At 30.8% G+C, this 23969-nt stretch carries 12 protein-coding genes, 4 tRNA genes and 1 pseudogene; 9 read left to right on the top strand and 8 right to left on the bottom strand.

The window, feature by feature from the left end:
* The first annotated feature begins 20 nt into the window (after positions 1 to 20).
* Complete coding sequence (gene ispF, locus KTT71_RS01515; protein ID WP_216782706.1) at positions 21 to 494, top strand: 2-C-methyl-D-erythritol 2,4-cyclodiphosphate synthase; 474 nt, start codon at positions 21 to 23, stop codon at positions 492 to 494.
* 1636 nt (positions 495 to 2130) lie between these two features.
* Positions 2131 to 2763 (top strand): protein-L-isoaspartate(D-aspartate) O-methyltransferase, encoded by a 633-nt coding sequence (locus KTT71_RS01510; protein ID WP_216782739.1) that lies wholly within the window; start codon positions 2131 to 2133, stop codon positions 2761 to 2763.
* Positions 2764 to 4044: 1281 nt separating this feature from the next.
* Here KTT71_RS01510 and murA read toward each other — a convergent pair.
* Both murA and KTT71_RS01500 read right to left on the bottom strand, forming a co-directional pair.
* Complete coding sequence (gene murA, locus KTT71_RS01505) at positions 4045 to 5310, bottom strand: UDP-N-acetylglucosamine 1-carboxyvinyltransferase (RefSeq protein WP_216782705.1); 1266 nt, start codon at positions 5308 to 5310, stop codon at positions 4045 to 4047.
* A gap of 54 nt (positions 5311 to 5364) precedes the next feature.
* On the bottom strand, positions 5365 to 5631 hold the full coding sequence (locus KTT71_RS01500; RefSeq protein ID WP_216782704.1) for a BolA family protein: 267 nt from the start codon (positions 5629 to 5631) through the stop codon (positions 5365 to 5367).
* Positions 5632 to 8689: 3058 nt separating this feature from the next.
* On the opposite strand from KTT71_RS01500, the gene asnB reads away from it, so the two are divergent.
* The 5 genes from asnB (at position 8690) to KTT71_RS01475 (ending at position 11518) form a co-directional block, all read left to right on the top strand.
* Positions 8690 to 10357, top strand: a complete 1668-nt coding sequence (gene asnB / locus KTT71_RS01495) for an asparagine synthase B (protein WP_216782703.1) — start codon at positions 8690 to 8692, stop codon at positions 10355 to 10357.
* Between the two features lie 739 nt (positions 10358 to 11096).
* Positions 11097 to 11170: transfer RNA gene (locus KTT71_RS01490), tRNA-Met, on the top strand.
* Between the two features lie 29 nt (positions 11171 to 11199).
* Positions 11200 to 11284 (top strand) — tRNA-Leu (locus tag KTT71_RS01485).
* Between the two features lie 34 nt (positions 11285 to 11318).
* A tRNA-Gln gene (locus tag KTT71_RS01480) sits at positions 11319 to 11393 on the top strand.
* Positions 11394 to 11443: 50 nt separating this feature from the next.
* A tRNA-Gln gene (locus KTT71_RS01475) sits at positions 11444 to 11518 on the top strand.
* Between the two features lie 245 nt (positions 11519 to 11763).
* On the opposite strand, the gene KTT71_RS01470 is transcribed toward KTT71_RS01475, so the two are convergent.
* Complete coding sequence (locus KTT71_RS01470; RefSeq protein ID WP_216782702.1) at positions 11764 to 12942, bottom strand: FAD-dependent oxidoreductase; 1179 nt, start codon at positions 12940 to 12942, stop codon at positions 11764 to 11766.
* A gap of 3106 nt (positions 12943 to 16048) precedes the next feature.
* On the opposite strand from KTT71_RS01470, the gene truA reads away from it, so the two are divergent.
* Both truA and KTT71_RS01460 read left to right on the top strand, forming a co-directional pair.
* Positions 16049 to 16852 (top strand): tRNA pseudouridine(38-40) synthase TruA, encoded by an 804-nt coding sequence (gene truA / locus KTT71_RS01465; RefSeq protein WP_246543852.1) that lies wholly within the window; start codon positions 16049 to 16051, stop codon positions 16850 to 16852.
* 2092 nt (positions 16853 to 18944) lie between these two features.
* A complete protein-coding gene (locus KTT71_RS01460; RefSeq protein WP_216782737.1) occupies positions 18945 to 19682 on the top strand; it encodes a phosphatase in 738 nt (245 codons plus the stop codon).
* A 630-nt stretch (positions 19683 to 20312) separates the two neighbouring features.
* Here the strand turns inward: KTT71_RS01460 and KTT71_RS01455 are convergent.
* The 5 genes and pseudogenes from KTT71_RS01455 to mlaF all read right to left on the bottom strand — a co-directional run.
* Entirely contained in the window at positions 20313 to 20540 is a 228-nt protein-coding gene (locus KTT71_RS01455; protein WP_246543842.1) for an STAS domain-containing protein, read from the bottom strand.
* Between the two features lie 80 nt (positions 20541 to 20620).
* A complete protein-coding gene (gene mlaC / locus KTT71_RS01450; RefSeq protein WP_420885584.1) occupies positions 20621 to 21247 on the bottom strand; it encodes a phospholipid-binding protein MlaC in 627 nt (208 codons plus the stop codon).
* Between the two features lie 34 nt (positions 21248 to 21281).
* On the bottom strand, positions 21282 to 21821 hold the full coding sequence (gene mlaD, locus KTT71_RS01445) for an outer membrane lipid asymmetry maintenance protein MlaD (RefSeq protein WP_216782700.1): 540 nt from the start codon (positions 21819 to 21821) through the stop codon (positions 21282 to 21284).
* A gap of 7 nt (positions 21822 to 21828) precedes the next feature.
* Positions 21829 to 22530 carry a lipid asymmetry maintenance ABC transporter permease subunit MlaE gene (mlaE, locus tag KTT71_RS03460; RefSeq protein WP_246543848.1) on the bottom strand — a complete coding sequence of 234 codons (702 nt, stop codon included), beginning with the start codon at positions 22528 to 22530 and terminating at the stop codon, positions 21829 to 21831.
* A gap of 111 nt (positions 22531 to 22641) precedes the next feature.
* Positions 22642 to 23442, bottom strand: a pseudogene (gene mlaF / locus KTT71_RS03455) (phospholipid ABC transporter ATP-binding protein MlaF); the annotation flags it as partial.
* Between the last annotated feature and the right edge of the window lie 527 nt (positions 23443 to 23969).

Here is a 23969-nt window from a genome sequence, read left to right as displayed (position 1 = left end):
AATTAAAAGGAAAATGATTGATGAGGATTGGACATGGTTTTGATGTGCATAAATTTGGCGGTAAAGGACCTTTGATTATCGGAGGTGTAATGATTCCTTATAAGTGTGGTCTTATTGCGCATTCTGATGGTGATGTTGCGTTACATGCTGTAACTGACGCGCTCCTAGGATCCATTGCGTTGGGAGATATCGGTACATTATTCCCTGATAACGATCTTGCATTTAAAGATATAAGCAGTAGCAATTTATTGCGACAATCATTTGCTCTAATTTTAGCTAGGGGTTATATCTTAGGCAATATTGATATAACTATAATTGCTCAGGCTCCAAAAATAGCCCCATATGTTTCTAAAATGCGAATTAACATAGCAGAATATCTATCTTGCCGTACAGATAAGATTAATATTAAATCTACTACTACAGAAACATTAGGTTTTATAGGACGTGGTGAGGGTATTGCCTGTGAAGCAGTTACATTATTAGTGAAAGCATAAGATTTAAATTTTGATAAACAGTACTACACTTCAACTATTTCGCATAAACTAATAAATAAGATGATTATGGCCTAATATTCCTGTCATTATTTATTCCATTTTAATTACATATCAATTCTTCATCTATATGCACGCATAAACTATTAGTGTTTTTCTGATAAAAATTTCGTTTACTATCAGGTGTTTTACAGAAAAATGAAATGTTCATATTATATTCTTTTATTGGCAATATAATGCCCAAATTTAAAATAATTGTTTATATAGAATTATAAGAAAATTATAATAATCTTTTATCTATATTATTCATAAACCTAACCAGTAAGGCATGACGAATTATGATCACTAAAGATATCGTGAAATACGTTCACTTATTCTTAATAACATTATCAGGGATTGCATAATTTATTATGCATGGTGATATAAGAATCATGATTAATATATAAATCCTATACATAGTACTAATATCATTATTTATACATGAAGATTATCATACGATAATATCGTAAACGGTTAACCTCGATAATAAAATTAAGTAAATCAGCATGTTATTAATGATATCTTGCAGGAAGTAGTAATACATATTTTATAGAAAGTGCAACACTCATACTAAGACAAGATAAGAAATATTTATTAGCTTAATAAAATACAAATTAAATGACTACTGTTCACTAATATAGATTAAAAAGTATTTTATTAAGATTCAGATAGGTATTCTCTGATCTAATAAATAAAATCTTATAAAATATTAGCCGATTTATTGGCTCAGGCTATAAAATGATATCATCATATAGATAAATTATATATTATCTATCTTCGAGGCATACTACATGCTGCATGTAACATCCAGTATTTCCCTAAATTAGAATGAAAAATAATTATTATAGAATAGAATGTTAAATTATTTTAGTGAGATATGTTTTGATGAGTAAAAGTATTTAGTGTAGAGATTAATCTTCATATATGAATTTTATATAAGTAGGTCAGCAAATATAAAAATGATATTTCTGCTGCAGAAAGCAATATATTCAACAGTAATACGTAGATAAAATCAAACAATCTTAAATAGGGTTTTTTGGTCTAATTCAATAAAACTTTCTGTATTTTAAAAATCTTAAATATCTTTAGAAAGCCTTTAAAGACCAACATTATTATCTAATACTGTATCCATATTATAATTAACTAGTTAATGTTTGTAGTATTATATCATTATTTTAGATTTTCATGAGAAATCAAATTTAGCAAAAATTACTATAGTAGTATGATCCCTTTAATTACAGAACGTTGTTTAGTATCATCTGCTTTGCTTCACTGAATATATTATAGTTACTAAAATATTTAAGATTAGTTGTTAATCACGCATTATATTGGAGAATATTGTGCATATAATTAGATGTATTCTTATATTTAAGTCATGTAATGTAATTACATTTTTAATAAAAAATATTAAGATTAGGAATATACAAAATAACTAATATATATACTTCATTTAAACCATTCAGAGAAACAATTAATTCATAATTAATGCTTATCTTAGATGAATAAAAGTTATGAATCACTTCTCTCTGATTAGAATGTACGATATATCATGCATAAAAATTTCTTTATTCGTAGCTTTAATAGACCACATTAGTGGGGAATCGTGGAGAAACGTGCGCTAAACCTATTACAGCAGTTGATTCAACAGGGTATCGGGGATGAACAAGTGCTAGAAGCCTTGGGTAAAGTACCTCGTGAAAAATTCATTGATGAAGCTATGTCTCACAAGGCATATGACAATATTGCTTTACCAATAGGTTCGGGTCAGACTATTTCGCAACCTTATATAGTAGCGCGAATGACAGAATTATTACGCATAGGGCATAACTCGAAAGTGCTAGAGATTGGCACGGGATCTGGTTATCAAACAGCTGTATTAGCACATTTAGCTAAACAGGTATTTTCTGTAGAAAGGATTAAAAACCTACAGTGGCAGGCAAAAAGACGTCTTAAACAGCTCGATTTATACAATATTTCAACGCGTCATGGTGACGGCTGGCAGGGGTGGGCTACACATGGTCTATTTGATGCTATTATTGTTACAGCGGCTCCACCAGAAATTCCAGGAACGTTATTAGAACAACTACGTGATGGTGGACGTTTGGTGTTGCCCATGGGTGACTATGATAAGGATCAAAATTTAAATTATGTACAACGGCGCGGTAATGATTTCTTTATTAAGTTTATCGAAAAGGTTAGGTTTGTGCCTTTAGTTAGAGGCAAACTGGCTTAATTATTAAATATTATCTAAAGCATTTTTTCTGATTCTTGATAAAGTCTAATATAAATATTGATCATTTATCATAATCAATATTTATACATTGTATCACCTATTTCTTAATAATTTTTTAATCTTAGAAAAGAGTAATTTATGATTAACTGTTATTCAAAAAGATTAATATATTGATTTTTCGGTAATGATTGGCAAATCAATCTTACTTCTTAACCTAAAAAATTAGATTTAACAATTAAATTTTAGCTAATTATCTAATAAATACACTCAATAAGATGCATAACTTAGAATATTATTGATGAGTAAGATATTAAAATATAGATTATTTTTCTGTGAAATGCTGTTATACTAGTCTATTTTGATATTTATTGCTATATTTAATGAATTTATAAAAAATACAATTTTATATTGTAATCATAGTCTTTAATGTTTATGATTGTTTTTAGTATATTTGAATTATCTTCTTTAATATCTATGATAATAGTGATAACAATTAGTAGCGAAGATAAAATATGAATAAAACTGACATATGTATCTATCATTGCATACTTGGTGATTTAATGTGATAGATCTTCTCAAATAAGAAGCATAATAATTTACGTCAGAAGACTTAATATAAAAGATCAGTTAATATCTGTAATTCGCAATATTCCTACGGTATTTTAATATATAACTAGGATAAATAAAATAAATAAAATTTAAATAAATATGGCTTACCTGCTAAATAGAGTCTAAAATACTGATGCATAAATATAAATATTACACGTAATTTTATTAGCAGGAGCAACTAAATTTTAAAAAATTTAATCAAGGTATTTCTATTGCAAATAGAAAAATAATTTTCTGCATATAAATAATTTTTAACGCAGTAACCCAGTTATAACAATATCAAGCTGAGCAGATGAAATTATATTGATATAATGGTACTTTTAACTGCATATCAATGATAAACATACATTCTTTAAAATCGTATGCGCAGAAAACATATTAACAATCCAAAATAAGAACACACCGCCTATGTATTGAAATACATAGATACTAAATAACCACGGACCAAAATAAAACATTATCCTATATATCAAACTATATTAATAGGTAAGTTACTATATTAAAGTCAGCTTTAATTCTTTGATTATATTTTTATAATAGAAAATTAATACTTTTCTGCCTTCCGATAGATAGTGTATCTTAAATCAATAGTGAAAGTTTTTCAACGAGAGTGAAGTAAAAATAAAGTGTAATAAAAATATGATATATTGGCGTGATCAAAATAAAACTAACTTAGCTATATTCTCTTGTAAGACGTTCTATATTAGCGCCGAGTCTACTAAGCTTGTACTCAATGTGATCGTACCCACGGTCAATATGGTAGATACGATCGATAATTGTAGTTCCTTCTGCCATACAGCCAGCAATAATTAAACTGGCAGAAGCACGTAGATCAGTTGCCATGACTTGCGCTCCAAAAAGTTTATCTACACCGTAACAAGTAACAGTATTACCTTTAATATTAGCTTGAGCTCCCATTCGGATGAGTTCTGGAATATGCATGAAACGGTTTTCGAAAATACTCTCAGTGATCATGCTCTTACCTTTAGCCACTATATTCAATAAGCTAAACTGTGCCTGCATATCGGTTGGAAAACCAGGATATGGGGCAGTACATACGCTCACCGCATTTGGTCTCTTGCTATGCATGTCTAGAGATATCCAGTCTTTTCCCACTTCGATATCAGCACCGGCTTCAAGTAATTTTTCGAGCAATACATTTAAGTTATCTGGACATGTATTACGGCAGATAATTTTGCCACGAGTTACAGCTGCTGCAATTAAGAACGTCCCAGTTTCTATCCGATCTGGCATGACAGAATAAACGCCACCGCCTAAACGAGGCACTCCTTCAATAACAATACGTTCGGTACCAGCACCTGATATTTTAGCACCTATCATATTCAAGAAGTTAGCAGTATCAACAATTTCCGGCTCACGAGCAGCATTTTCAATAACAGTAATACCCTCAGCTATTGCAGATGCGAGTATTCCGGTCACAGTTGCCCCGACACTTACCTTACTAATTCGCATATGTGCACCCTTTAAACGTCCATCCACAGATGCCTTTAAATAACCCTCCTCTAGTTTAATATCAGCTCCTAATTGTGCTAAAACAGAGACATGTAAATCAATAGGGCGTGCTCCAATAGCGCAACCACCTGGCAAAGAAACTTGACCGTATCCGAAACGAGCAACGAGAGGACCAAGTGACCAAATGGAAGCACGCATGGTTTTTACCAGATCATACGGTGCAGACAGATCATGCACTTTTCTCGCATCTATATTCAAAAAATCATTACGCGCAATCTGCGCTCCCAGATGGGTTAATAATTTTATAGTCGTGTTAATATCTTGTAAATCTGGCACATTGTTAATTTTTACTGGCTCTTCGGCTAATAATGCAGCAAATATAATGGGTAATGCTGCATTTTTTGCACCAGAGCTTATAACTTCTCCTGTTAGGCGAGTAGGGCCTCGCACACGAAATTTATTCATTATTACCAATCTAGATTAATACTTTTAATAAGTATGAATAATACACAATAATAGCTAGTCATGAGGATTATGCGTTATTACTTTACGGTAGCGCTGCCATTCTTCAGTAGTAAATGCTTTTATTGATACAGCATGAATACTATTATCTAGAATATATTTCATTAAAGGAGTATACACTATCTGTTGTTTTTTTACGCGACTTATACCAGCAAATTGCTTGCCGACAACAATGACTTGAACGTGAGTACCTTGAATAGTTACATGAGCTTCCTCTAGAGATAATTCATGCATCAACACATCTTTTATTTGCTTATTGTTCATGAGGCTCAATCATTAAATTATAAAAATAAGAAAATTACTTTAGCATTCTTGATACAAATAATGTTTTACACTCTACATAATTTATACTTTTTACTTGTTACCTTCATGTTCCTTCAGAAAATGATAAAATTAGTTCTGCAATTAGTATAATCATAGATGAAATACGAAAGTACAAATAATTCTTGCCTTTATTTTTCAAAAAATTATTATGCTTTCTTAATTATATAAGGATTTAAAAAAAATCTAGATTACTTTTATAATCCTAATTTAACCCATCATTTAGATCTACTGCATACATTAATTATATTATATTTAAGTAAGATTTTTAGAAACAAGTATTTCTGTTCTGATGATCAATGATAATAAGTTCTAACTTGCTATGCCATTCTTGTTTAAGATAGATATGGATCCTATCTAGATAATACCGAGTATTTAACTTTTTGTCTCTTCCAAGAGATTTTATTAATAGAATAAAATATCAATTTATAGCGATATAATATATCTTACTTATTCTTTTAACAAAGACGCCATAAAAACAACAAGGAAAGAAGAAATAGATCGCAACTCATGCTGTATGTAAACGTCTATAAAAATAGATTAGTTTTATAATTCAGAAGCTAAAAGGCCCATAAAATAAATTATTTCTCCAATGTTAATGAATCAAGATATTATTAAAAAGTAAGTTTATGCTCTCTCGCATACAAATATAGTACAATTTAGAGATGAAAGAAGTGACTAGTTTTTCTGAGTACTTAGTAATATTGTGAGTAGTTTAATTCTTATACAGATTTCTCATTATGATTAAGATAGAATAAAATTCTATAATTATCTTTAATAAGATATCTTTTCATTTTAGATTTTATAAAATGTTGACAGCCTAAAAGACAATGATTAAAAATAAACAGCATTCTAAATATAATTACTGATAAATTAAATGAAGCTTGCTCTGGGCATAGAAGATTAAAATCTTTTTAATATAGCAAAGAAAAATAAATACCATCGCCTTTATTTATTCATAAAGCATCGCCAAAATTTTACAATAAATTACCTATAATTTTAAGAAAAATATTTTTATATAATATGCTAAAATATATTCAAAGATATTTATCAAAATAATGTTTGATATTTTATTAATACTATATTTATATAGTCTATATAGATAAAATCCATAAGTTCTGAAATGGTTATTATCTGTCCTCCCTACAGTCATCATCTCTGTGCTTCACAATAAATTAATAAACTTTTAACATGCACATGATTACCGTAAATATAATAGTTACATTATGTTTGAGATATAAGCGTGTACAAGTATAATAAAACATGGTTTGTAGATACTAATAACTTTCATGAGTTACTTAGACTAAATATATAAATTATCATCTTCTTCTTAGCGCATCAATAAGTATGTTAGAACAACATTGTTACTTTTCAACATGAAGATTTATATATACCAGAATAGCTATTGCTCTTTTAAATAAAGAGGAGATATAGAAATAAAGATTTTGCTCAAGAAACTAATAAGTCTTTTAATATCTTAATATTACCCAATACATTCTGTATTTTGTTTATAGATGAACATCAGAGATATAAGTGGTAATCTATAATGATAAAATTAAAATAAATATATATTTTATAACCTAATTAATAACTATTTATATTTCAGGTCTTTGCTGCAAAAAAAATTATGTTTTGATATTACGTCGATGTTGTGTGTCTTTAAAACGTGCAATAATATAATATTTTAATATTTTAAAAATAATCCCAACAAGATTATCAATCTTTATTATACGGAAAATTGAGTAAATACATGACTGGTTTATTATATTGATGTTGCTTATTGCAGAATAGTTATCAGGGAACTAGTTTAAGTTAATATTTAAAATGTATATATCTTTAGATGCTGCAAGACATATAGCAGTAATCAACTATAACTTACTTATCTATTAAATTGATGTAACTATTATCCATTGATATGTAATATTAAACCATCAATAAGTTGTACTAAATTCATAGCAGATGAATGAAAAATCATTCGTATGTTATTGTTTTCAGCAGTAACTAAAATTATGTTTTTATTGCTAAAATGCTAACTGATTTGCAGTATTAGTGCTTTATTTCGTATATTTAAGTACTACTAGAGTTCGCAGAACAATGATTTATTTTGAAGTATAGTCTATTATGAATTATGCTGTGTGTCGGTTTAAACATAATAAATGGATATCATTTCCTGGATACCCATACATATATTGATTAGCCGAAGCAATAACAGCCTGAAAAAATTTTGGCATGCTAGAAATATTCTATTCGCATATAATAACTATATTAACTATTTTTATTTATATGATTGACCAATCTTCGATCCGAAGAGCAGAGTCGTTATTAAACAGCAAGAGGTATTAAGATAATTTAAAATGCCATAAAGTATATGCTATAAGATAACTGTTAAATGCTAGAGGTGTATACATGTATATCATAAATGAGATATAAGTAAATTGTATATATTTTATGATAGCTATAATACTTTAATTCTGCGTTTTAGGATTTTTATTATAAAGTATTGAATACTTTAGGTATTGGTTCTCTCTTTTATTTGCTTTTTTGATTGGCATACTTAAAGGAAATCATGATGAGTATAATGACAGGATATAAGAGACCTCAATCTTTTAATGTTTTGGTCACAATATAAGTTTATACAAGAGTGTATCTTTAAAAATAAATGTTATTATCAAATAGAAAAAACAGTGATATAATACTTGATGTATTAGAAAAAAATTTTATTTATTATAATTAGTAGAATAATATTGATAATTCAAATGAATATATTTTATTTGATATACAATTACATATATGATGAAAATCAATATAAATTGATTCAATTTCTACTAGAAAACTTAAATTAATAATTATAGTAAGCGATAATCTTTCATAATAATAGATAAATTATAACAGAGTTAGAGAATAAAGTTAATTTCTACATCAGAATATGGTACAAATACATGTATAGCCCTTTAATAAACTATAGCTTCATAATTAGGGGAATACAGTCTGGGAGAAATATATGTGCTCTATCTTTGCTGTACTTGATTTAAAGACTGATCCTATGAAGTTGCAAAAAAAAGCAATTGAATTATCAGGACTTATGCGTCACCGTGGCCCCGACTGTTTTGGTCTCTACGCTTCGGATCACGCAATCCTAGCGCATGAACGTCTATCAATCGTAGATATCAAAAACGGCGCTCAACCTTTGTATAATGCTGCGCATACACAAGCTTTAGCAGTTAATGGAGAGATATATAACCACCAAGAACTACGCAGACTTCTTAAAAATAGTTATAAATTTCAAACTTCCTCTGACTGCGAGGTTATTCTGGCCTTATATGCACAGAAAGGATCTGATTTTTTAAATGACCTCAATGGCATGTTTGCTTTTATTATATACGATGCAGATAAGCAAAGATATCTTATTGGCCGTGATCATCTAGGAATTATTCCGCTATACATGGGTTACGATGAACACTCTAACTTTTATCTTGCTTCTGAAATGAAAGCACTTATACCAATTTGCTGCACCATTAAAGAATTTCCTCCTGGAAGCTATATGTCAAGCGAAGAAGGTAAAATTCATAGGTATTATTATCGTAACTGGTTCAAATTTGAAAATATAAAATATAATATCAGCTATCCTCATCAAGTAAAAAATGCACTCGAAGATGCAGTCAGAAACCATTTGATGTCTGAAGTACCTTACGGAGTATTGCTATCTGGGGGACTTGATTCTTCAATTATTGCCGCTATTACTAAAAAATTTATGACTAGTCACGCTGGCTATGATCAGAATACTGCGATATTGCAATCACAACTTCACTCCTTTGCGGTCGGCCTAGAAGATTCGCCTGATTTAAAAGCAGCTCATGTAGTAGCAAAGCATTTGGGGATTATACACCATGAAATTAATTTTACGATAGAAGAAGGTTTAGATGCTATTCGCGATGTGATTTATCATATTGAAACCTATGATGTTACCACAATTCGTGCATCAGTTCCAATGTATCTAATGGCACGTAGAATTAAAGATATGGGAATCAAGATGGTTCTCTCTGGTGAAGGTGCTGATGAAGTTTTTGGCGGATACCTGTATTTTCATAAAGCACCAAACAGTCAGGAATTCCATGAAGAAACTGTGCGAAAGCTACTCTCGCTACACAAGTATGACTGTGTGCGCGCTAATAAATCTATGTCGGCTTGGGGTCTCGAAGCGCGCGTGCCTTTTTTGGATAAAAAATTTCTGGATGTAGCAATGAGTCTCAATCCGAAAGATAAAATGTGTGGAAACGGCAAAATAGAGAAATATATCATGCGCAAATGTTTTTCATCCTATTTGCCTCATAGTATTGCATGGCGTCAAAAAGAACAATTTTCTGATGGGGTAGGTTATACCTGGATAGATATCTTGAAAAATACTGCAAGTCAGCAAATTAGCAATAAAATGCTATCAAATGCGCATGAAATTTTTCCATACAACACGCCGCTCTCTAAAGAAGGATATTTATATCGAAAAATATTTGCTGAAATGTTTCCTGTGCCTGGAGCAGCGGAGTGTGTTCCAATAGGGAGATCTGTTGCTTGCTCTTCAGGAAGAGCCGCCGAATGGGACGAATCATTCAGAACAATAGATGATCCCTCAGGTCGTTCGGTGAGTACACATCAGCATGCATATAAAACTTAGACTTGCTGTAAAATGATCTTTGCAATCATTAATTCTCTATTCAATAGGCACGCAAGACAGTAATAATTATAATTTCTTGCTGCTTAATGAAATTATTGTGAGATTACTAAGGTGTATAATACATAAATTTTTCACATAAGTTATTTAAATTTTAAATTAGACTTATTTCATTTGCTATAATAAAACTATAAGCGTTATTGATAATATTAACAGTTAACTGGTCAAGACAATTTCAGATATAATAATACTCTATACGAGAAACAACTTACACTCTATTTTATCTCTTTAATAGCTGAATATTGCTTTTCAAAAGCTATATGAGATTTTTAAAAGACTGATATTTCTTTAGCAAGAGGTTAGATAAATATTTAGCATAAAAATATATTAGCTGTAGCTATGATAATTATGTTACGCTCAATAATATATTTGTCATAAGGCCCTAAAATTAAAGATTAATTATAAAACCCATAAAAATATATTTAAAACTAGAATCTAGTTTCTAGATGAAGAAACACATAAATTAATATTTATTTTAAATATCTGGCCTGTTTTAGGGAAAAATTTTTATTAAAATTAGTGAATAATTTTATCTTGATGTTATTATCATCTTGATTTATTAATTATATAATTTCATCGGAAATATGAGTTGTTACTTTTTACGATCAAAATAGTTTACTAAATGTTTGATATACAAATAATTTGCCTGAAATTATTATAAGTTTAGACTATAAAAATAGAGGGCTACGTAGCTCAGTAGGTTAGAGTACATCACTCATAATGATGGGGTCACGGGTTCGAATCCCGTCGTAGCCACTATCCACCTTAAATAAGTTCTATTAAAAGCGGGAGTGGCGAAATTGGTAGACGCACTAGATTTAGGTTCTAGCACTGCAAAGTTTACGAGTTCAAGTCTCGTCTCCCGCACCACATATCTAAATCAATTAATTTTTCTATCGTGTTGTGGGGTATAGCCAAGCGGTAAGGCACTGGGTTTTGATCCCAGCATACCCAGGTTCGAATCCTGGTACCCCAGCCATACCTGATATTTCTAAAAATATAAAATATTGTTGCACTACAAAATAATGTTGGGGTATAGCCAAGCGGTAAGGCACCGGATTCTGATTCCGGCATTCCGAGGTTCAAATCCTCGTACCCCAGCCAAAATATTGATAAAAAATTTTTAGCTTGAGTTTACTTTATGCAAACAGTAGTATTTAAACAAGAAATAGAAAGAGCATATCTTATCTCAGTTAACTTTTAAAATTGTATTATAAGAAAAACAGATTGAATATATTAGCAATATGCTGCTCTATAAAAATTAGTAGAGCATGCTTATTTTTCATAAAGTTATTTATATTTTTATTGATATCTCTATATACTGCCCATAGCAATGCAGATTACGATTGCTATAAACCTAATAAATATTTAAGCATACCTTTTTTAAGTTCAATAGAAGATTCGGCCGCTATTAAACCCAGATTCCTAACAATCTTCAGTAAAATTAAGTCATTATTAAAAGCAGAATACAATAGATCTATACCTGCCTGCATCAATAAATTATCCGAACGCCTAATGTGCTGATAACGCTTTAATATATTCTCGCTATACCAATGCTCGCCCTTATTACGAGCTGCAATCACTACATTCAATAAAGCATCCACATCAAGATATCCTAGATTTACTCCTTGCCCAGTTAGTGGGTGCATGGTATGCGCTGCATCACCCAATAGCGCTAAGCCTTCTTGCACATAGCAGTTAGCATGGAGACGTAATAATTGAAAAGATCCTGCATGTATTGCCCTTATGCAGCCTAAACAAGGAGGAAAAACATTTTTAATTTCTTTGGTTAGTTGCGACATTGATAATTCCATTAGCTGGCGAATGCGTGCGGGATTATCATACCAAACGAGAGATGCCCAGTGTTCCCAAAGAGGTAAAAAAGATCGCGGCCCATGCGGTGTAAATTTTTGCCAAGCAATATCCAGCGGGTCATCATCCATCTGAATCAAAATCATCATGCATGACTGACGATATTGCCAACCTATTAAACCAATGCCTGCTGAATCTCGTATCTGAGATCTCCCCCCATCCGAACCTATAACTAATTTAGCCTCTACTTCAACTCCGTTACTTAAACCAACAATCCACCTCTTATTAGCTTTTGTTAAAATTTTAAAATCAGCTGGAGAATAAATCCTAATATTAGGAATCTGTTCTAAGCGAAGCCACAGGGATAGCTTCAAGACTTCGTTTTCAATCATATACCCTAGCTCTGGAATACCCAAATCTTTAGCATGAAAGGTGAAACGAGATCCTTCTAGCTCCCAAGCTTCTAACCCTAGATAGGGAGCGCTACGCATATGACGTGCATCTTGCCATATTCCTAAATTTGTCAGTAAATTTATTGAAGAAGCATTTATTGCAGAAATACGCAAATCCGGTTGTCGTAAGGAATCAAAAGGTTTTGGGCGATTACTTTCTACAACTACAACAGAAAATCCTGCTTCAGCTAAACCTAAGGCAGCAGCAGCACCGACCATTCCTGCGCCGATTACTACAACATCAGTTTTTGTATAGTTATTCATATCTTTCAGCTGCTCAGTTCTAATAAAACCTGCAGGTTATTAGCTATACCTATTTTATTTTAGCATTCAGCACAATTTATAATTCGGTGATCTTATACAAACTTCTAATCAATGTAGTTAATATCAGCATAATATTTACTACAACAAATAAAAGTTCATAAATTTTGATAAATAGCAAAATGCTTTTTAGCTATTCGCAGAATACGTGAGTAAATATGTCACTAATATTAATTTATTAAATCAATGAACTTTTTCGAGAAGTTTAAACAAATCCATTAAGAGTCAAATATAAAGAGGAACAAAATAAAGATATCATAAATTATGACCATCTTTCCTTCTTCAATAACTTACTCTAAATCACTATTTTAAGGAAACCAGGAATGTACTTAACAACATCATAATTCTAATCTATATATATTTTATATAAATAAAATAAAATTTTAAAAAATATACTGTTAATAACATTTATCTGTAATTATTTTAAAGTATGTGGACCAATTTTATTGGTAAAATTAATTTTTTATATATAATTCTCACATAATTTACATAAAATGTGAGGTATTTAAAAAGTAATAATACAAGCAATCAGCGATTATGTCATGATTTAATGCTGAAAACGATATTTATATATTATTTAATATAAATTTGAATGATGATATTTATATTCTTTATTCAGAGATATTAGCCTGATATTTTCTATGCTATATTTTAGTAATAGATAATAAATAGTATATTTTATCTCCCAAAAATATAATTATCTTATCTCAATTTACGCAATACATACAAAACAAGATAATATATACGTATATATAAATAATAAATGTGGTCTATAAGGAATAATATATTATTTATTAGTAATTGCTATATTGACATGATGTGGTGATAAGTCACCATTTTATTCATGGTTTCTAGATAAATCATAGTCATAAATAATCATGTGATCCTAAAAGCAATCAATATTACTTAAGAGTGGTTTTTACAGAAAAATTAAATTATTACTTAAATTTTAAGTTGTCATAAGCAATACTAGTATTAAATAATAGTGGCAATTATAATTAAACTATTTTCTAAACTCGATATCTCTTAAAAACTTTTTTGTTAATATGCTATAATGATAAATATAATTTCAAAACAGCATAAAATAATATGACCCATACTTTATATGAGGATCATGATCTTGCTTTCTCTTTGTTTTTTATAAAAGTAGATCTGTCTCTATACCTACGTTAAAAAATAAGTCTTCGATATTCTATAATATCATAGATATTTTAGTAGAACATGAAAATATAATAAGAAGATTAGATATTTAATAGTCTGCCATGCAGCATGATTTTCTTGCATATTAATGATATATATCATAACAGAATAATTAAATGATTTTGTTGGCATCAGCAGACACTAATCAGTTCCTGTATATTATCTTTGTTCTCAGCATGCAGTTATTAAGACATACCGGCGATCTTTGAAATAAATAAACATGATAAATATCATTTGTGATTACTATTTAGATATCTCAAAAATATAATTTTATTAACTATAAGCAATTAATACCTAAAAATCTTAAAAACAATTTTGGAACAACGGCATTAAAATTACTATAAAAGTTTCTTGCAGTAATAAAAGATAAAATTTGTAATATGAATACTGAATTATGCAAAAATGTGTAAAGCATCTAATGTTAAAACCTTACCTAATCTAATACCTATCGACGTTTTCAAATATAATTCTCTAAAATAGAAATAGTAACTGATAACGTGCTTGAACAATAACACTTCGGGCAGATACTTTTAGGAAAAATTATATTTTATATAAAATGGCTGTAACATGAGAAAGATCATTTAGATAATATATGATGTTGCGAGCTATTCATAAGATCGTTTAAAACTTTAACTTAAATGTACTGTCAATAGGATCTCTCATTCTCTGTGATCTCTATGATGGCTTTATATGACAGAATAAAATTATTTTAAAAAAATATCCCTCAATTAATTACTAGTCTATATAGGAAGAAATTAAGGAATATTGTTATTCTAGGAGTAGAATATTTAATATTGATTCCTTAAGATCACGATAATCTTAATAAAGAAAATTTACTAATATCGCCAGCGCTATTTGCTTGCTTCATAAATACTGATCAACTGTTACTATTTCCTTAAAGACAGAATGTAAGAGATATCTGGAATATACTCTTAATAAAAGTTCACAGTATTTTATACTATGCTATAAAATAGTAAACTAAAATGCACATTGGCTAGAAGTATAATAATGCATCAGAAAATTCAGCATGATAAACCAGTAACGTTCAGTTTTAAAAAAAAATATAATAATCTGATTATAGTAATATAATTTAAAAAAATATCTATCTTTAATGCCTGTAATCATAACATTCTATCTTTGCTTCGCGGATTTATGCAAATTTGCGAAGCAAAGATAGAATGTTATTATTTATTCGTATTTCCTAGAATTAGGATCATTGATTTATCAAATAAATTGGAGAGGTAATCAAGAATTGTAGTTCAGTACTTATTTTTTAACTAATGATATTGCAGTATCCAAGTAATGCTATTTTAATAATAAACTTAGAATTGACAAGGCAGCAAAGAGGTTGATTTAAATCATATTTTATTTAAGGTAATAATATCAAAAACATCTGTCGTTTAATAGATACTTATTCCTGTGATGCGGTAAAATAATATTTTGAAAAGGCAGTATGGTTTATTAAGGGACTTAATTAATCTTGATTCAAGGTTTCATATGAATCTCTAATCTAACGCTCTAATATTTTATTATCGCAATATCTTTATTAAATTTTATAAAATAGATATTCTTTATATAAGATCTATTTTATTTAATTATTCTAGTTATATAGGATCACAGTCCGGAAAGAAATTATAATCCATGGCATGTCGATAAATCCTAATAAATACTAATCTAATTATTAAGTCATTCAGTTTGTATAAGAATAGTTAGAATTTTTAGTGCAGTTCTCAACTATATAACATAAGATTACTATGAGTTAACGGTCGTAGATGATTATTGAAAATTCTTAAAATTTTATTCAGGAATAGACGTGATATTTAGAGCACCATTAATATATTATTCAAACATCAATGATAATCAAGTGCATAAAATTGCTCTTGGGATTGAATATGATGGAAGCAATTATGCCGGTTGGCAGCGTCAGTCAAATGCACCAAGCATTCAAGAATGTTTAGAAGAAGCATTAAGCAAGGTAGCTAATGAAGTTATTACGGTTTCCTGCGCTGGTCGTACAGATGCTGGTGTTCATGCTACAGGCCAAGTAGTTCATGTACAAACGCATGTTCAACGGAGAGATCATAGATGGATAATGGGTGTTAATACTTACATGCCGAAAGATATTGCGGTTCATTGGGCAAAGATAGTAAAAAAAAATTTTCATGCTCGTTTTAGTGCAACAGCTCGCCGTTATCGTTATGTCATATATAATAATCGCTACCGACAAGCATTATTACGAAATGGGATTACTCATTTCCCTTATTATTTAGACGTTTCTCGCATTGAGCGAGCAGCACAGGACTTAATAGGGCCAAATGATTTCACCTCTTTTCGTTCATCACAGTGCCAGTCTTCTACCCCATGGCGCGTCTTATCTCATTTAAAGGCAACCCGTCTGGGTGAATACGTGATTATAGACATACAGGCTAACGGCTTCTTACACCATATGGTGCGTAATATCGTGGGTAGCCTTATGGAGATTGGCCGCGGCAATAAGCCTGAAACATGGATGGCTGATCTTTTATATGCTAAAGATCGTAAGATGGCGGCTGCTACAGCAAAAGCAGCAGGACTTTATTTAGTGGCAGTAAAATACCCAAGTCATTTTGATCTACCGCAGTTTTCGATGGGGCCACTGTTCTTGGTTGATTAACTAAGTATTGACCTTTTATATTTTTAATTTAAGTAATCTAAAAAATTTTAATGGCATAGATATACAATATCATTAAATATTTTTAATTGATAACCATCTTCTCAGCGTATCCTCTGAAAATATTATATATAGTAGTTGCTATTTTTCATCTATCAGAAGACGTTTTTACCTTCACCTGATTACACAAAGGTTTCCGTTTTACAATATTGTCTTTCGAATACCCAATTAGCATCATCTCGCCTAGAAAAGCAGATAATTAAAGATATTAATAATTATTTATTACTCTCTTTTAATATAGACTAATATTGAAGCTTTTAAGTAATTATTTAAGAAGATAAAGCTAGCGATAAATAACCGTAATATTAATGTTGCTGCTGATAAATGCTCATATTTTAGAAGTCTAGAGGTTATTATATTAAATTATTATGAATAGATTTACTATAATCTTGCGTTTTAGTGCTTTAAGAATAGTCAGACATATTTATCTTGTTATTACTAAAATAGAGACACAGCATAAACATACTACTTACCTACTTTGATAGACATCTCAATCAAGAAGTAACTAAATATCATAATTATAAGGATTTTAAAAAATCTCTGTTATCTAGTTCATGAGTAAATATTATTCTATTGATAAAACCAGATATATGACGATTATAATATAAGTAGTATTCATGCTTAAAGCAAGCTCAGAACAATAAATTTATAATGTGTAGATAATCATCTTAAAGATAAAAAATAGGTTTAAAATCATGCTATTTTATGCTAATTTTTATAGATGCTTTCACTATAATTCAATAAATTTTTAGCTCTATATAATCTATCTATTTATTTTAGTAAAAATCTGACTAAGAATTATATAGTAATATACTTGTATCCAGAAAAAATTTTGTTTAATAATTCTTTACATACTGAGTATTGAGTCCTATTAAATTTTTTATTTATAAAAGAATATCAAGGTATACAGTAGATCTTTCTGATCCCCGATAAACACTATCTCTATTAAACCTTCAATCAAAATAATCGATGTAATTGCTAGTATCATAAGTATTTTTTATAGCATTGATATCATCTGCGATAGGTTAGTAGTCATTATTTCTTGCTAATCATTCCTGTAATATAAAATTAGAGAAAATTTTTAATCGTTATATACTCGCAATTTTAGTTAATTAATGCTAGACAACATAATCAACCTTGTATTTAAAACGATCAATATTAGTATATACTCTCTCTGAATTTTTACTAAATACCCTTAGATTAAAAGATATCTGTGTAACAGAAGTAAAGTAATATAGTGGCAGAATTGCAATATAAATATAAATTTATAGAAGCAGATGGATTATTTAATAATACTACAATTTCATAACAGATACGTAACTAATATAACCGTATATTACATAAAATAGAATAAGTAATTCACTGATAGTAATAAGAAGACATCAAGTAAAAACGAGAAAGAAATATTAAAAATGCAATAAGATGTTTTGGTAGTATAGGGATGATGCGGTACGCTCTTGTTATGCATGAGAAATAGGCATAAATTCTTATGCATAGCAGATAAATAAATATTTAACAAACAAATTGAGCAAGCAAATCCGAGTTAGCAAAATATTTTGAATAAAAATGACAAATCCATAAAATGGATTAGGTTGTTACATTATTATATAATAGCATAATCGCAATATGTCGAAGAAATGCTTGGTTAGCAAGAACCTGGATTCCAGAAATAATATAAATGTAAGAATTAGCTGTAATTATATGCCGAATGCAAGAGCTAGAAGAAAGAAAATTATTTAAGAAGATAAAATATTTTTATATAGCCAAGTTAATCTAGAACTGAAACTTCTTAGTATTTAATACGCTAGAATGAGTAAAAATTACTATACTAATACCATAGTAATAACAGGTGGAAGTGACCTTATTTCTGATATCATTGTAATGTCTAATTAATATTAGCAATATAATTTATATGCCATTTTAAATATCCATGCAACATTCATTGCTAGAGAGACGTTATATATGCTATGTTAATAGGAGAACGAGTATTAGTTCTTTAGGACCGTTAGCGCATATATATAAAGGAGAAAAAGCTATGTATCCCGTAGATTTACATATGCATACTGTGGCCAGCACTCACGCCTATAGTACACTCCATGATTATGTTGCGCGAGCGAATGCATGCGGAATTAAACTGCTCGCAATTACTGACCACGGTCCTGATATGAAAGATGCGCCACATTCTTGGCACTTCATAAATATGCGAGTATGGCCACGAATAGTTAATGGAATTGCCGTCTTGAGAGGTATTGAATCTAATATCAAAAATATACAGGGTAATATTGACTGCAGTACACAGATGTTAAATGAACTAGATCTGATTATTGCTGGACTTCATGAACCGGTTTTTGCACCTAAGGATATCCATAGCCACACTGAAGCAATAATATCTACAATAGCAAAAGGAGATGCTGATATTATTAGCCATCCCGGTAATCCTAAATTCCCTATTAATATTCGAGCAGTAGCAGAAGCTGCAGCATTTTACAACGTAGCTCTTGAGTTAAATAATTCATCTTTTATACACTCTCGCATTGGTAGTGCAATCAACTGCCGTAAGATTGCTAAGGCTGTGCGCAATGCAGGAGGGTATCTTGCTCTTGGTACTGACTCTCACATAGCATTCTCTTTAGGGAATTTTGAGCACTGTATCCGTATTATTAATGAAACAGAGTTTCCGCATGATCGTGTATTAAATGTATCTCCCCGTCGTTTACTTAATTTTTTAATCGAGAGAGGCAAAGCTAATATAATAGAACTAGCTGATTGGTAACTTATATCAGGTTATCTGTCTACAAAAATCTTTTACTGCATCTATTTAAATAAATTGTTCCTTGTCGCTGATCGTCCATGGTATGCATTATTAATGCCTTATTAAATCTTACAGTACAGAAAAAGAATTATACAACAGTTTCTTAATCTCTAGCAAAACAATAAGATAACAGATCGATAGGTGTTTATCATTAGTAAAATCTAGAGCAATCTTTTATATTGATAGTAATCCTCTTTAAATCTTAGTATAAATTATACTGAATAACTTATTAAAATGCTAACAGACGAAAATCAAAATCTTTGCTGATCAAAGAGTATCAATAACACTAATATATGTATTCATTTAAATAGATATTACTAATAGACTATTCCTGATTGGCGAAGAAGTAAAAAATCCAGTTAATATACTAATTAAGGTACTCAAGAACTAGCATACTTGATTATTATAAAATAATAATTAAACTGCTGCATAAGTCTTTAATTTATTCAACGATATATTTTAATAAAATTAATTATCTTTACTAAAGACGTTTATACCTATAACACAAGCAGGACTCATCTTAAACTAAGATAAGATAGATTCAATAAACACTCTATAATCTATCTGTGCTCCTAGTGACTGGAAGATATTTTATGACATCACTGATGTGCTCTCTGTAATTAAAATATCATGGAGGTTATAAAGTTCTATTAGCATTTTTACATGCTGATTGACCCCAGCAACTGCAATCCTAGGATAACTGCTGTGTTGTAAATAGACCAGCATAGCTAGCCCAGCGGAATCCAAACGCTCCAATCTGCTCAAATCAAAACATTTTTTACCCTCAAGTAAAATATCACGTTCTTTCCAGAAACTCATTAAAGAATTCCTATCTAGGATTCCTATAAATTTGATAGTTTCTTCCTCAATAAGCCATTGTAGTATATTATGAAGAACCATTATGTTTGATCCAAAATGATAGCCTGCTTCGAAGAATACAGGAGATATTTAGTCAAACCAATAATACCGTTACGACGCAAAATAGAAGCCCACTCATTATGCTTAGTAGTGATAATACTTATACCTTCTGCTATCATGTCAAATACTTGCCACTTTCCTGTTTGGCTATTCTTCCTCCATTGAAAATCCAGTCGTATAGGAGGACGACCTTGCCGATCAATTATCGTAACTCGAATGGGAATAATAGTGACATCATCACCTAGAATACGCTCAGGCTCAATTTTATAATCTTGGCCATGATAAAGCGCTAAGGACTGGCCATAAGATTGTTCTAAACAGGATTGAAAAGCTTTAAAATAGACATCACGCTGGACAGTTGTAGTGTTACTGTAGTACTGGCCCAGAACCAAGGCACCTGCATATTTAACTTGTATATAAGGCATAAGCTCTTCTCGCACTATAGTGCGCAGGTAATCTGGGTTCTGCTTGATTCTAGGCTGTTCTATTTTAAGACGATCAAAAGTTTTTTTAGCAGCAGCATACATCATCTTGTAGGGGTTTTTCTCATCGCATGCAGCTTGTGCAGGTGCAATAACCATTGAGGATATGACGAATAATACAGGCATAAACATACTGTTAAACACGAATAAATCCTTAAAATTAGTATAATACGGAAATTTTAGATAGTATATAATCTTCAGATGAAAAATTATTTTTCTTATTAAAATTATAATGAGCAGTATTATAAACGAAATAACCGATCAAATCTTCTAACATAATGGCTGATTTTGTGTTCTGAATAGTACTACCATCCTTTAAGATTGATGTTCCCATTTCATAATCCTTAAAACCTATACTTAAAGACAGAAATTGCTCTCCCAGCAATCCTGGGGTACTAATCGCTAATGAGCTTGTATCAGGAATCTGGTTGTATTGTTTATATACATCTATCGCAACACGTGGAAGATAAGTTTGCGGAGTTAGCTGAATATCTGAAACACGACCGATAATAACTCCCCCTATTTTAACAGGAGAGCGCTTTTTTAAGCTACCAATGTTATCAAAGATAGCATAGATACGATAAGTGGGTTCATCAATCAGCGCATGAGAATTGGCGACCTGTAGTAATAAGAAGAGGAATGAACAAAATGCGATTAGCATAAATATGCCAACCCAGATTTCATGTTGTTTTATTTGCATTGCATTATTACCTAAACATCAGTGCTGTTATCATAAAATCTAATCCCAAGATTGCTAGCGAGGAATGCACTACTGTTCGCATGGTAGCGTTACTAATCCCCTCAGAAGTAGGTATTGCATCATAGCCATTAAACAAGGAAATACATATAATAGTAATAGCAAAAATAAAACTCTTAATCATACAATTTGCAAGATCGGGACAAAAATCTATCGAGTTTTGCATTGCAGCCCAGAACAAACCGCTATCAATTTCTTGTAGATCAATACCAACTACAGATCCTCCATAGATGCCTACTGCAACAAAAATTACCGTTAGCAGAGGCATACTTATTATACAAGCCCAAAAGCGAGGCGCAATAACACGACGAAGTGGATCTACAGCCATCATTTCCATACTAGAAATTTGTTCTGTCGCCTTCATTAAAGCAATTTCTGCTGTCACTGTAGAACCAGCTCGTCCAGTAAACAGCAAAGCAGTCACGACTGGACCAAGATCACGGAGAAGTGATAAAGAAATCATCAGCCCGAGACTAGCTTCAGCACTATAGGTAGTTAAAGTTAGATAACCCTGTAAGGCAAGAACCATACCAATAAAGAATCCCGCGACTATAATGATTAGCAAAGACTGGGCACCAAGACTATATATTTGTCCGCAAAGAAGGGGCCACTGCTTAATTAAATCAGGCTTGCTTATTAAAGCATGAAACATCATAAGACTCGCGCGTTTAAAATAAGCAAATAACTTAATTCCTAGACGCCCATAAAATATTAATGCATTGAATAAGATGGGCTCACTGATTTTTGAAGATAGTGTAGATACTCCGAGCAATGCCCCATGATAATCGCCGACCGGATATCGAAATGGTATAGGGCCATCGGCAGTTCCATCTAAGAACTGTCTAACTCGTATATCGATATTGCTGTTAAGTTCCTTAGAATCACCCTTACTGATGATCCCTTTATCTGTTAGAATATATGCGTAGTCTGCAATACTCAATATTTCAGGCACATCGTGTGATACTACGATGCAGGTAATTCCTAGTGAATTATTAAGATCGTTAATGAGTTTTACCAGGATTCCCATGGTTATTGGATCTTGTCCAACAAAAGGTTCATCAAATAAAATCATTTCCGGGTCCAGGGCAATGGCCCGCGCTAAAGCTGCACGACGTGCCATTCCTCCCGATAACTGAGACGGCATCATACTTCCTGCACCAAGTAGCCCTACTGCCTCTAGCTTCATCAGCACGGTAGTTAGGATTATCGGTTCTGGTAGCTCTGTACGCTCTCGAAGAGGAAATGCTACATTATCTACTACTGTCAGATCAGTAAATAAAGCACCAGATTGAAATAAGATGCTCATTTTTTCACGTATTTTGAATAATTTATGTCGTGAAAGTGATGAAATATCTTGACCATCAAACCATATTCTACCTTTATCCGGGCGTACTTGCCCGGCAATCAAACGCAATAAAGTGGTTTTACCAACACCAGAAGGACCCAGAATGGCAGTAATCTTACCTTTTGGCATAGTCATAGTTATATTGGTAAAAATTTGCTGGTTACCACGACGAAAACTCATGTCGCTGATTTCCACTAAATTAGTTGCCTGTTGATTCATGAGCTATGCTCTCTTAATAATCTTGATGGCAATTGATAGAATTTATTTATATTGACTACATCCTATCAACCACGTTAGTTCTCATAATGAATCATACAAGTAAGTATTAAATTTCGAAAGATAGAGTATTCTTGATTTTAAAGTATTTTAATTGAATTATGCATAGTATTTGTAGGACGAAATTATATTTTATAAACTCATCATCATTTCGAGATACTAATCAAGATGATTCTTGATCATAGATATAAATTAAGTTATTAAATACGCGGAGCTCTTAATAGCTCTTCTTACGAATATAGCAACATCAATGAAAATTAATCTTTATAGAAAAATATCTAAGTAATAAACTAGATATAATATTAATTAAAAATCATCAAGGACTAAGATGTACTTTTTCATCTCCTAAATATTTTTTAGGATGCACGCATGAATTTTATTCTAAACTATATATCCATTGCTTTTACTAAATTGCTATAAAATCTTTTTATAATGCATAAAACGTTGAATCTCTTTCTCGTATTTTAAAA

Source organism: Candidatus Profftia tarda (assembly GCF_904848675.1).
Classification (GTDB): domain Bacteria; phylum Pseudomonadota; class Gammaproteobacteria; order Enterobacterales; family Enterobacteriaceae; genus Profftia; species Profftia tarda.
The sequence above is the reverse complement of the archived record's forward strand: the minus strand, read 5'-3'. Positions and strand labels throughout refer to the sequence as shown.